General features: G+C 52.0%; 10 protein-coding genes. 9 read left to right on the forward strand and 1 reads right to left on the reverse strand.

Translation table 11 applies throughout. The features are described from left to right. Positions 1 to 16 precede the first annotated feature (16 nt). The 4 genes from GE278_08425 to ruvB all read left to right on the forward strand — a co-directional run bounded on the left by GE278_08425 (position 17) and on the right by ruvB (position 3,111). Positions 17 to 760: a YebC/PmpR family DNA-binding transcriptional regulator gene (locus GE278_08425; GenBank protein QLK60782.1), complete on the forward strand. Its 744-nt coding sequence runs from the start codon at positions 17 to 19 to the stop codon at positions 758 to 760. Positions 761 to 868: 108 nt separating this feature from the next. Then, the gene (gene ruvC / locus GE278_08430; protein QLK60783.1) at positions 869 to 1,390 is read left to right on the forward strand and encodes a crossover junction endodeoxyribonuclease RuvC; all 522 of its coding nucleotides are present in this window, start codon (positions 869 to 871) and stop codon (positions 1,388 to 1,390) included. Between the two features lie 87 nt (positions 1,391 to 1,477). After that, positions 1,478 to 2,092 (forward strand): Holliday junction branch migration protein RuvA, encoded by a 615-nt coding sequence (gene ruvA, locus GE278_08435; protein ID QLK60784.1) that lies wholly within the window; start codon positions 1,478 to 1,480, stop codon positions 2,090 to 2,092. An 8-nt stretch (positions 2,093 to 2,100) separates the two neighbouring features. Continuing rightward, positions 2,101 to 3,111: a Holliday junction branch migration DNA helicase RuvB gene (ruvB, locus tag GE278_08440; GenBank protein QLK60785.1), complete on the forward strand. Its 1,011-nt coding sequence runs from the start codon at positions 2,101 to 2,103 to the stop codon at positions 3,109 to 3,111. A 130-nt stretch (positions 3,112 to 3,241) separates the two neighbouring features. On the opposite strand, the gene GE278_08445 is transcribed toward ruvB, so the two are convergent. Next, positions 3,242 to 3,508, reverse strand: a complete 267-nt coding sequence (locus GE278_08445; GenBank protein QLK60786.1) for a transcriptional regulator — start codon at positions 3,506 to 3,508, stop codon at positions 3,242 to 3,244. A 739-nt stretch (positions 3,509 to 4,247) separates the two neighbouring features. Here GE278_08445 and bglF point away from each other — a divergent pair. From bglF to ansP, 5 genes are all read left to right on the forward strand, one after another. Continuing rightward, a complete protein-coding gene (gene bglF / locus GE278_08450; GenBank protein ID QLK60787.1) occupies positions 4,248 to 6,122 on the forward strand; it encodes a PTS beta-glucoside transporter subunit IIABC in 1,875 nt (624 codons plus the stop codon). Positions 6,123 to 6,144: 22 nt separating this feature from the next. Continuing rightward, the gene (gene ascB, locus GE278_08455) at positions 6,145 to 7,542 is read left to right on the forward strand and encodes a 6-phospho-beta-glucosidase (GenBank protein QLK60788.1); all 1,398 of its coding nucleotides are present in this window, start codon (positions 6,145 to 6,147) and stop codon (positions 7,540 to 7,542) included. A gap of 163 nt (positions 7,543 to 7,705) precedes the next feature. Then, a complete protein-coding gene (locus tag GE278_08460; protein QLK63243.1) occupies positions 7,706 to 9,130 on the forward strand; it encodes a carbohydrate porin in 1,425 nt (474 codons plus the stop codon). A gap of 168 nt (positions 9,131 to 9,298) precedes the next feature. Next, complete coding sequence (gene bglG, locus GE278_08465) at positions 9,299 to 10,147, forward strand: transcriptional antiterminator BglG (GenBank protein QLK60789.1); 849 nt, start codon at positions 9,299 to 9,301, stop codon at positions 10,145 to 10,147. A gap of 230 nt (positions 10,148 to 10,377) precedes the next feature. Continuing rightward, a complete protein-coding gene (ansP, locus tag GE278_08470) occupies positions 10,378 to 11,859 on the forward strand; it encodes an L-asparagine permease (GenBank protein QLK60790.1) in 1,482 nt (493 codons plus the stop codon). Positions 11,860 to 12,015: the final 156 nt, after the last annotated feature.

Here is a 12,015-nt window from a genome sequence, read left to right on the forward strand (position 1 = left end):
TTTTTGGAGATTTGTTATGGCAGGTCACAGTAAGTGGGCCAACACCAAGCACCGCAAAGCGGCGCAAGATTCTAAGCGTGGCAAAATTTTCACCAAAATCATTCGTGAACTGGTGACGGCAGCAAAACTCGGTGGCGGCGATCCGGCGGCTAACCCGCGTCTGCGCGCAGCGATCGATAAAGCGCTGTCTAACAACATGACCCGCGACACCCTGAACCGCGCCGTTGCGCGTGGCGTGGGCGGCGATGACGATACCAACATGGAAACCATCATTTATGAAGGTTATGGTCCTGGTGGTTCTGCGGTCATGGTTGAATGCCTGAGTGACAACCGCAACCGCACCGTGGCTGAAGTGCGTCATGCCTTCAACAAAACCGGTGGTAATCTGGGCACCGACGGGTCCGTTTCTTACCTCTTCTCCAAAAAAGGCGTGATCTCTTTCGCCCCTGGCCTGGATGAAGATGTAGTGATGGAAGCCGCTCTGGAAGCGGGCGCAGAAGACATCGTCTCTTATGACGATGGTGCAATTGATGTGTTCACGGCCTGGGAAAGTCTGGGCGAAGTGAAAGACGCACTGGAAGCGGCTGGTTTTAAAGCCGACTCCGCAGAAGTCACCATGCTCCCATCGACCAAAGCCGACATGGATGCAGACACTGCGCCTAAACTGTTGCGCCTGATCGACATGCTGGAAGATTGTGACGATGTACAAGAGGTTTACCACAACGGTGAAATCTCAGACGAGATCGCAGAAACCCTGTAATCTCCGTGCCGCCGGTGGTTTCCACCGGCTGGCTATCCTGTTATCCCGCAGCAGTTTATACTCTCCCCACTTTCTTATAAAAACGACAACACAAGGCGTTGAGTGGCTATGGCTATTATTCTGGGGATCGACCCCGGTTCGCGTATCACCGGCTATGGCATTATCCGCCAGACAGGGCGTCAGCTGAGCTATCTCGGCAGCGGTTGTATTCGCACTGTGGTGGACGATATGCCTGGACGTCTGAAACTGATTTACGCCGGTGTTTCGGAAATCATTACTCAGTTCCAGCCTGACTTTTTTGCCATCGAATCTGTATTTATGGCGAAGAACGCTGATTCCGCGTTAAAACTCGGCCAGGCGCGCGGTGCGGCGATTGTGGCCGCAGTGAATCAGGATTTACCGGTGTTTGAATATGCCGCGCGGCAGGTCAAACAGACCGTCGTGGGCACCGGCGCCGCCGAGAAATCGCAGGTTCAGCATATGGTGCGTTCGTTGCTGAAACTGCCAGCCAATCCACAGGCAGATGCCGCCGATGCGCTGGCGATTGCGATTACGCATTGCCATATGAGCCAGAACGCAATCCGCATGAGTACGGACAAATTACAGATGGCGCGCGGGCGTATGCGATAGACGCCGCAAGTCCATTGGGCTGGATATCCATCCAGCCTTTTTTATGATATAAACATCGCAGTTTTTGACCTGATAAGGAAAATGAACGTGATAGGCAGACTACGAGGCATCATTCTTGAAAAACAGCCACCTTTGGTGCTGCTGGAAACTAACGGTGTAGGCTATGAAGTGCAGCTGCCGATGACCTGTTTTTACGAATTGCCGGATCTGGGTCAGGAAGCTATCATCTTCACGCAGTTTATCGTCCGCGAAGATGCGCAGTTACTTTACGGATTCAATGATAAACAGGAACGTGCGCTGTTTCGCGAGCTGATTAAAGTCAACGGCGTCGGACCAAAGTTGGCGCTGGCTATTTTATCAGGCATGTCGGCGCAGCAGTTTGTCAGTGCGGTGGAAAAGGAAGAAATCACCGCGTTAATTAAGCTACCAGGTGTGGGTAAGAAAACTGCAGAGCGCCTGGTCGTTGAGATGAAAGACCGGTTTAAAGGATTAAACGGTGATCTATTTAACAATCATACTGATATCACGTTACCTGCATCGGCGTCGAAAGCGAAAGAATCTGATGCCGAAGGCGAAGCCGTTGCAGCCCTGATTTCTCTGGGTTACAAACCACCGGAAGCCAGCCGCATGATCAGCAAAGTTGCCAAACCGGGTGCTGAATCCGAAACGTTGATTAGAGAGGCGCTGCGCGCTGCGCTGTGAGGTAAGAGATGATCGAAGCTGACCGCCTGATTTCGTCCGAAGTCTTCACTACGGAAGAAGAAGTCATTGACCGTGCGATTCGCCCGAAGCTGCTGTCGGAGTATGTCGGTCAGCCGCACGTCCGATCGCAGATGGAAATCTTTATTCAGGCGGCAAAGCAACGTAAAGATGCGCTCGACCACTTACTGATTTTCGGACCGCCGGGGCTAGGTAAAACCACGCTCGCCAATATTGTGGCCAACGAGATGGGCGTGAATCTGCGCACCACGTCTGGTCCGGTGTTGGAAAAAGCCGGCGATCTGGCGGCGATGCTGACGAATCTTGAGCCGCACGATGTGCTGTTCATCGATGAAATCCACCGCCTCTCGCCGGTGGTCGAAGAGATTCTGTATCCGGCGATGGAAGACTATCAGCTGGATATCATGATCGGCGAAGGGCCTGCCGCGCGCTCCATCAAACTCGATTTACCCCCGTTTACCCTGATTGGTGCTACCACCCGCGCCGGTTCCCTGACATCACCGTTGCGTGACCGTTTCGGGATCGTGCAGCGTCTTGAGTTCTATCAGGTGGCGGATTTGCAGCACATCGTCGGGCGAAGCGCTCTGTGTTTGGGGCTGGAGCTGTCGGATGAGGGCGCGCATCAGATAGCCCGCCGTTCGCGTGGTACGCCGCGTATCGCCAACCGTCTGCTGCGCCGCGTGCGCGACTTCGCGGAAGTAAAAGGCGACGGGACGATTAACGGTGACGTTGCTAACGGTGCGCTGGATATGCTTGACGTCGATGCGGAGGGTTTCGATTATATGGACCGCAAACTTTTGCTGGCCATCATTGATAAATTTTCCGGCGGGCCTGTGGGTCTGGATAACTTAGCAGCAGCAATTGGTGAAGAACGGGAAACGATTGAAGACGTCATCGAACCTTTCCTTATCCAGCAGGGCTTTATTCAGCGGACGCCGCGTGGCCGCATGGCGACCAATCATGCGTATAAGCACTTTGGGCTTTCTCGCGCGGAAGAATAAAATCCTTCGTCAGACAATAGAATTCATAACGGGCGCTTTTGCGTCCGTTTTGCTTTCTGTGGTTTACAACAAAGGATTTAGCACGACATGCCAAATTGCGGTGAAAGACAAGCTCCCACCGCGTCACGGATTACGCTTCCGTTTTAGGGGTACGTAACTTCGGCACAACTAACTCACCCTTGGCATTGTAGTAACGGCTTGGCCAGATTTCCCAGGCCGGAACGCCAATCATTTGCGCGATGATCATTTCGCCTTTAGGCCATCGTCGTGACAGGGTGTTAGAAAGTGTGGAAGAACCCAGTCCGGACTCACGGGAGAGTGCCGTCAACGTTGAACCTTTCTTGCGGATTGCCGCGATGATATCGGCGGGATGCCAGTCTTCTCTGGTATTTATCATAATACGGCCACCTCCGCAGAGCAGGGGCGCAGAATAAACAGGAGAGGGGGGAGTGCCTGCCTTGGCTTATCTTTCATATCACATTGTCCAGTAGATTAATTTTGTGGCGACCACTGGAGTTGAGAATCTCACTGGTGGTAGCCCTGACGGGGTTCTCAACACCGGTTCTACTGGATACCGGCCTGACCTAAGTCAGCCCCGCCTGAGCCACCATTGAGATATTGCTTGTTGTTTGTACAGGCAATAGGTGTGCGCAGACTCAGACGTGAAATGCGAGTGCACATTCCATGTCGCCAGTGAACATTCAGGTTGAGAATCCCGGTCGCGGATTTTGCCGCGACGATGAATTATAGCGTAATGGGTAAACGGTTACCAAGGGCGTGATATCCGGCTCACTAAATTTGTAACGTTAAATGAGCTATTTAACGTTTGGAGTCTGTCGCTGCACCTGTCAAACATCGCGCCACATCACACTTCCCCGCAAAACCTGAAGCCGGTCACATTTTCATGTTTTACCCGTTATTACGGCTTGTTTCTGTTAACGATTCGACTGAGAATCATTGTCAGAAAGCAGGATTGTTACTGTCTGACAGGCAAAACCTAAACTTCTTGTCTCTTCGCCTAATGCGGAGAGACCGGACGTTTAGGTTTTTTTTTGGCCTGAATTCAGGGGCCGGCCGCCCCGTTAAAAATACCGGCAATGTCGTGCACGACGCCATTACTTTGATGAGATAACACCATGGAATATAAAACCTTAGCCGAAGAAATTCTCCGCGGTGTCGGCGGAAAAGAGAACGTTAACAGCGTTGTCCATTGCGCAACCCGTTTACGCTTCAAACTGAAAGATACGAATAAGGCCGATGCAGAAGGCCTGAAAAAAAATCCGGGCGTGATCATGGTGGTGGAAAGCGGCGGTCAGTTTCAGGTCGTGATTGGCAATCATGTTGGCGCAGTATACGAAGCGCTGGTAAAAAGCAGCCCGCTTTCTGAAGACGGTGGCGAGGATTCAGGCGATAAGGGCAGCCTGTTCGCCAGGGCGATTGATATCATCTCCGGCATCTTCACCCCGTTTATCGGCATCATGGCTGCATCGGGTATTCTCAAAGGTTTTCTGGCGCTGTCGCTGGCCTGTGGCTGGCTGGTGCCGGAGAGCGGAACGTACAAAGTCTGGTTTGCCGCCAGCGACGCCATGTTCTATTTCTTCCCATTAGTAATTGGTTTTACTGCGGGTAAAAAATTCGGCGGTAATCCATTTGTTACGATGATGATCGGCGGTGCGATGGTACATCCGCTGATGATAGCCGCATTTGATGCCCAGCAGGCCAGCGCACATAACGAGCATTTTTTCGGTATTCCGCTGGTCTTCATTAACTATGCCTCATCGGTTATCCCGGTGATCCTTGCGGCGTGGGCTTCCAGCTGGCTGGAAAAACGGGCGATGAAAATCCTGCCCGGCGCAGTACGTAATTTTATCACCCCGCTGATCTGTCTGATGGTGATTGTCCCGCTGACCTTCCTGGCGATTGGTCCTGTCGCGACGTGGGCCAGCCAGCAACTGGCGAACGGCTATCAGTTTGTTTATCACGTCAGTCCGCTGGTGGCCGGTGGCTTTATGGGTGCGCTGTGGCAAGTCTGTGTCATCTTTGGTCTGCACTGGGGGCTGGTGCCATTGATGATCAACAACTTCAGTATTCTCGGTCATGACACCATGCTGCCACTTTTACTGCCTGCGGTGATGGGGCAGGTGGGCGCGGTCATCGGCGTGATGCTTCGCGCTAAAGACGCCCGTACCAAAGCGCTGGCGGGTTCAGCTATCAGCGCCGGGATTTTCGGTATCACTGAACCGGCGGTGTACGGAATCAACCTGCCGCGTCGTCGCCCGTTTATCTTCGGCTGCGTCGGCGGCGCACTGGGTGGGGCGATCCTCGGATATTTCCAGACCACCGCCTACTCCTTTGGTTTCGCCAGTATATTCACTTTTACCCAGGTGATTCCGCCAACCGGCTTTGACCAGAGCGTGACCGCCGCGATTGTCGGCACCGTTGCTGCGCTGCTCTTTGCCGCACTGGCAACTTATTTCTTTGGCATGCAAGAAGAAGCGGCCGATCAGCCCGCCGATCCTAAAGTGGTAGCGGAATCGCTACAGGCACCGCGCGGCAAAACGCTGATTGGCAGCCCGATGACTGGCCCGTGCGTGGCGCTCGAAGAGGTGAAAGACCCGACGTTTGCCAGCGGTTTGCTGGGTAAAGGCGTGGCAGTCGTGCCAACCATTGGGCGTGTCGTTTCGCCGGTCAACGGTACCATCGCCTCTCTATTTAAAACGCATCATGCCATCGGAATTGAATCCGAGGACGGCGCGGAAATCCTGATCCACGTAGGCATTGATACGGTGAAACTCGACGGTAAATTCTTCACGCCATACGTCGCGGTGGACGCGGTGGTTAAGCAGGGCGATTTACTGCTTGAGTTCGATATACAGGGCATTACCGACGCAGGCTATGACCTGACGACGCCGGTGCTTATTACCAACAGCGACGATTATCTCGACGTCATCCCTGCCGGTGTCGGGCAGGACGTCAGCGAGCAAACAACCTTATTAACTTTATTACGTTAACGACCAGAGCCAGGAGGTTCATATGAACAAGCAATTCCCAAACGGTTTTTTATGGGGCGGTGCAGTGGCTGCCAATCAGGTGGAAGGCGCATACCTGACCGACGGTAAAGGATTGTCCACGTCAGATCTGCAACCGCAGGGCGTTTTCGGGCCGGTACAGGAACGTGTTGAAGGTGATTTTGGTATCAAAGACGTGGCGATCGATTTTTATCACCGTTATCCGGAAGATATGAAGCTGTTCGCCGAAATGGGCTTTACGGTTCTGCGTACATCGATTGCCTGGACGCGAATTTTCCCGCAGGGCGATGAAATGCAGCCGAACGAAGCCGGTCTGGCGTTCTATGACCGCCTGTTCGATGAAATGGCGAAATACGGTATTACGCCACTGGTGACGCTTTCCCACTATGAAATGCCGTACGGTCTGGTGAAAAAGCACGGTGGCTGGGGCAGCCGCGATACCATCGGGTTCTTTGAAAATTATGCCCGTACAGTGTTCAGCCGCTATAAAGACAAGGTCAAATACTGGCTGACCTTCAATGAAATCAATATGTCGCTGCACGCACCGTTCACCGGTGTCGGCTTGCCGGAAGACAGCAGCAAACAGGAAATCTATCAGGCGATCCACCATCAGCTGGTGGCCAGCGCCAAAGCGGTGAAAGCCTGCCATGAGATAATACCGGACGCTAAAATCGGTAATATGCTGCTTGGCGGGATGCTTTATCCGCTGACCTGCAAACCGGCTGACATGATGGAAACGCTGCAACAAAACCGTGACTGGTTATTCTTTGGCGATGTGCAGGTGCGCGGTGCGTATCCCGCTTATATGCAGCGCTTCTTTAAAGATCGCGGAATGGAAATAAATATTACTGCTGAAGATAAACAGGCGCTGAAAGAAACGGTGGACTTTATTTCTTTCAGTTATTACATGACCGGTTGTGTAACAACCGACGAAGAGCAGAATATTAAGGCGCGCGCTAATATATTAAATATGGTGCCGAACCCGCATCTTAAAAGTTCTGAATGGGGCTGGCAAATTGACCCGGAAGGTCTGCGCTTCTTAATGAATGAATTATATGATCGTTATCAGAAACCGTTATTTATTGTGGAGAACGGTCTGGGCGCCCGCGATAAAGTCGAAGCTGACGGCAGCATTAATGATGATTACCGCATTCAGTACATCAACGACCATCTGGTTCAGGTTCGCGAAGCAATTGAAGACGGCGTTGAAGTGATGGGTTACACCAGCTGGGGGCCGATAGATCTGGTCAGCGCATCGAAAGCAGAGTTCTCTAAGCGCTACGGCTACATCTATGTCGACCGTGACGATGAGGGCAACGGTACGCTGGAACGTCGCCGTAAGAAAAGCTTCTTCTGGTATACCGATGTCATTAAATCTAACGGTGCTGCCTTAAAATCATAATCCAGTCTTAGTGAAAAATTGGCGGTCTGAAATAACGCAGACCGCCTGTTCAGTCAGTCAATAATAATGCGAATAAATCGCAGGGCTGTCTGTTTCTGTGAGTTGATAAAAACCAATAAAAATATTATCGCGTTTAAATAAGTAATTTGATGGGAATATAATGATGAAACCCTTTTTGACCTTTGCTGCACCTACAATCAATCCGTCGCATAATCACGGCCCAGTTAATAAGATTCATGTATTAAGGCGCGCCGCTCTGACACTTTGTCTGTTCGGTTCAATTATCAGTCCTGCGCTGGCAGAAAATAACTGGAATGGTACTGTGTTGGGATTTGAAGCGCCGGGCGAGGGGATGCTTGGCGATATGTTGGGTATTCGCCCTATTCTGGAAAACCACGGTTTTCACTATCAGCTCGGTTATCTCAGCGAATCGGCCTACAACGCCGGTGGCGGCTACAACCATGATAAGAAGCTGGCGTATATCGATCAGTTTTCGCTGACGTTTACTCAGGATCTGGAGATGTACACCGGCATTCCTGATGCGGCTATTGAAGGGAATATCGTTAACCGTAACCATAACGATAATCTGACCTCTGAGCGGACGCAGGATCCGCGCGTCGGCTTTAACGATATCGCGCAGGAAAGCTGGGGCGGCCAGTCGATTACCCGTCTGGGCTGGCTGACCTTTGGCCGCAGCTTTGACGACCGTAAACTGCACTGGCGCATCGGTATGATGAACAAAAATCAGGATTTCGATCAGATAATTCCCTGCGATTTCCAGTTACTCAGCCAGTGTGGCGGTAAATCGGCCAACTCGATGACCTGGTTCAACTGGAATAAACATTACTGGGGCACCACTTTCCAGTACAAACTGACGCCTGAGCTGACGCTCAAAACCGGTATCATGGAGCAAAACCCTGATGCCTCCGAACGCAAATATGCATGGAGCGGTTCGCTGAAAGGGGCGCGCGGTATCCTGCTGCCGATGGAAGCGGAGCTGAAAACCAAAGTCAACGGCCTGCCGGGGATTTATAATTTCGGGCTGCTTTATACTAACTCGAAGCAACAGGATCTCTCGGAAGGGAAATCACAGGGCGTGGGCGCGACGGACCCAGAAGGCTACCGTACGCACAGTGATACCTGGTTTATGTACACAGGTTTCAATCAACAAGTGACCACGCGAGGCGACGATCCAAACCGCGGCATGAGCGTGTCGTACAGCCTCGGTCTTGGCGATCAGCGCAGTAATTACATTCATTATACGCAGGCGGCTTCGATGCGTTATCGCGGCCTGTTTGATGCCCGCCCTGACGACTGGCTGGGTTTGGGTGTGACATACATAAAAATGAGCGATCATTACCGTAAGAATCAGGAAAACCTGAACGACTATTATCAGGTGGATGATTACGGCAATCCGCTGTATACACCGCTGGCGGGGCATTCGGTAAACGCTGATTTGTATTATCAGATCAAAGTGCGTTCATGGCTCATCCTGCAACCGGATTTGCAGTACTGGCACCGTCCGGGAGGCGTAAACGAAACTCAGGATGCCTGGGTAACAGGACTGAAAGCGATCGTCACTTTCTGATGTTTTATTTGACCTCAGGCCGCAGCGATCGTCATCACGATTTTGAGGTGTTGACTGCAAGGATAAACACCTAATCTGCTATAATTATCAGGCAGATACGAACGACTACAACAGATTAAACCTGACCTTCCTCACGGACGGTCGGGTTTTTCTTTTCAGGGAATAAGCATGAGAATCGCCAAAATACTCAATAATAATGTGGTGGTTGTCATAAACGAGCAACAGCGGGAGCAGGTCGTCATGGGCCGCGGGCTGGCGTTTATGAAAAAAACAGGAGATGAGCTCGACGACAGTAAAATCGAGAAAATCTTCGCCTTACAAAATGACGAACTGGTCGCGCATCTGACTGAACTGCTTTCGCATATTCCGATGGAAGTGATGACCACCTGTGATCTCATTATTTCGCTGGCACGCAGTCGGCTGGGGAAATTGCAGGAGAATTTGTACATTGCGCTGACCGATCACTGCAATTTTGCCATCGAGCGTCAGAAACTTGGCGTGCCAATCAGCAATGCGCTGCTGTGGGAAACCCGCCGCCTCTATCCGAAAGAATATGCGCTGGGGCTGGAGGCGCTGGACATCATCGACATCCGTCTTGGCGTGCGTTTACCGGTCGACGAGGCGGGCTTTATTGCGCTACATCTGGTCAACGCTCAGCTTAACGGCGAGATGCCGGAAGTGGCGCAGATCACCCGCGTTATGCAGGAAATTCTCAATCTGGTGAAATATCAGCTGCGTCTGGAATATGACGAAGAAGCGCTGAGTTATCAGCGGTTTGTTACCCATCTTAAATTCTTCGCCCAGCGGATGCTCAACCGCACTGTGGTGGCCGACGATGATATGACGCTGCACGTAGCGGTGAAAGATAACTACCCGCAGGCGTGGGCCTGTGCGGAGAAAATCGGCGAATATCTGACCGCGCAATATCAGCGTGAACTGACTACCGAAGAGGTTATGTACCTGTCAATCAACATTGAGCGGGTGCGTAAAGAGAGCCGGCCAAAGGCGCCGTCCTGACCGCACGGAAACACAAAATTCGTCCTGCGAAATATGAGTGATAACAATTTTTAATTACGTTTTTTTTGCCTCGGTTAGTCAGAAAAGGTAGCATCCTTCGCCGTTATAACTTGAAAACAGTTCCGGCTTAAAAAATACAGTGGTTAAACCACGTAAACGTCGAGGCTTGCAATCGGTTGCTTGCAGCATCAGACGTCAGGCGAAGGTCATTTTTTGGAGAACAAGATCGAATGAAGTCTCATAAAAAGTCGGCAGAGGCAAAACGCGCTGCCAAAAGACGCTGGTTGGATTCGCACGACGACGGGTATCACAAAAGTATGGGCAATCGTCAGGTTCAGATGATTGCTATCGGGGGCTCTATCGGCACCGGCTTGTTCCTCGGTGCAGGCGCACGCTTGCAGATGGCCGGTCCGGCACTGGCCATCGTCTACGCAGTGTGCGGTATTTTCTCATTCTTCATCCTGCGTGCACTTGGCGAACTGGTATTACACCGTCCGACCAGCGGCAGCTTTGTTTCCTACGCGCGAGAGTTCCTTGGCGAAAAAGCTTCTTACGTGGCCGGCTGGATGTACTTCCTCAACTGGGCAATGACCGGGATTGTCGATATCACCGCAGTGGCTCTGTATATGCACTATTGGGGAACCTTCGGTGATGTTCCGCAATGGATGTTTGCGCTTGGTGCGCTGGCGATTGTCGCAACCATGAATATGATCGGCGTGAAGTGGTTCGCCGAAATGGAGTTCTGGTTTGCGCTGATTAAAGTGGCGGCGATTGCCATTTTCCTGGTGGTAGGGGTGGTATTTCTCGGCACCGGCAAAGAGCTGGCGGGCAACACCACCGGTTTGCATTTGATCACCGATAATGGCGGGATATTCCCGCACGGCCTGTTACCCGCGCTGGTGCTTGTGCAGGGCGTGGTCTTTGCCTTCGCGGCGATCGAGCTGGTCGGTACCGCAGCGGGAGAAACTAAAAATCCTGAGAAAGTGCTGCCGAAAGCCATTAATAGCGTGATCTGGCGTATCGCCTTATTCTATGTCGGATCCGTGGTGCTGTTGGTTCTGTTGCTGCCGTGGAATGCCTATCAGGCGGGTCAGAGTCCGTTCGTGACCTTCTTCAGTAAGCTTGGCGTGCCGTATATCGGAACGATCATGAACATCGTGGTACTGACTGCAGCCCTGTCGAGCCTGAACTCTGGCCTGTACTCCACCGGTCGTATTCTGCGTTCGCTGTCGATGGGCGGATCTGCACCGAAATTCATGTCGAAGATGAGTGCGCAGCAGGTGCCTTACGCGGGTATTCTGGTGACCGTCGGGATTTACATCATCGGCGTGGTCCTGAACTACTATGTGCCATCGCAGGTATTTGAAATTGTTCTGAACGTCGCATCCCTGGGCATCCTCAGTTCATGGGCATTTATCATTGTCTGCCAGATGAAACTGCGTACTGCTATCAAAGAAGGCCGTGCCAAAGACGTATCCTTCAAGATGCCGTGGGCCCCCGTTACTTCCTGGCTGACGCTGGCGTTCCTGGCCAGCGTGCTGGTACTGATGGCGTTTGACTACCCGAACGGTACGTATACTATCGCGACCATTCCGGTGCTGATCATTCTTCTGGTGTTGGGTTGGATTGGTCTGCGTAAACGTGCCGCTGAAGTCAAAGAAGCGCAGATTGCACATGAAGACGCCCATCACGACGGCGCTGAAGTGAAGTAATCCTTTTTGCATTATCGCGAAGAAGAACAAGGGCTGCCGTCAGGGCAGCCCTTTTTTATGTCGCGGATTTCAGCTCTGACAGAAGTAAATATTCCGAAACTGCCCGGTCTTTCCCCCCATTTCTTTCTGAGTTGGCTAGTCTTAGGTCTTTGCAAA

This window comes from Enterobacteriaceae bacterium Kacie_13 (assembly GCA_013457415.1).
In the GTDB taxonomy this organism is placed as follows: Bacteria; Pseudomonadota; Gammaproteobacteria; order Enterobacterales; family Enterobacteriaceae; genus Rahnella.

Bases quoted from the DNA above. Each gene is read 5' to 3' on its own strand.
- GE278_08425 (QLK60782.1), top strand. From the start codon at position 17: ATGGCAGGTCACAGTAAGTGGGCCAACACCAAGCACCGCAAAGCGGCG.
- ascB (QLK60788.1), top strand. From the start codon at position 6,145: ATGAACAAGCAATTCCCAAACGGTTTTTTATGGGGCGGTGCAGTGGCT.
- ruvB (QLK60785.1), top strand. From the start codon at position 2,101: ATGATCGAAGCTGACCGCCTGATTTCGTCCGAAGTCTTCACTACGGAA.
- ruvC (QLK60783.1), top strand. From the start codon at position 869: ATGGCTATTATTCTGGGGATCGACCCCGGTTCGCGTATCACCGGCTAT.
- GE278_08445 (QLK60786.1), bottom strand. From the start codon at position 3,508: ATGATAAATACCAGAGAAGACTGGCATCCCGCCGATATCATCGCGGCA.
- bglF (QLK60787.1), top strand. From the start codon at position 4,248: ATGGAATATAAAACCTTAGCCGAAGAAATTCTCCGCGGTGTCGGCGGA.
- GE278_08460 (QLK63243.1), top strand. From the start codon at position 7,706: ATGAAACCCTTTTTGACCTTTGCTGCACCTACAATCAATCCGTCGCAT.
- bglG (QLK60789.1), top strand. From the start codon at position 9,299: ATGAGAATCGCCAAAATACTCAATAATAATGTGGTGGTTGTCATAAAC.
- ansP (QLK60790.1), top strand. From the start codon at position 10,378: ATGAAGTCTCATAAAAAGTCGGCAGAGGCAAAACGCGCTGCCAAAAGA.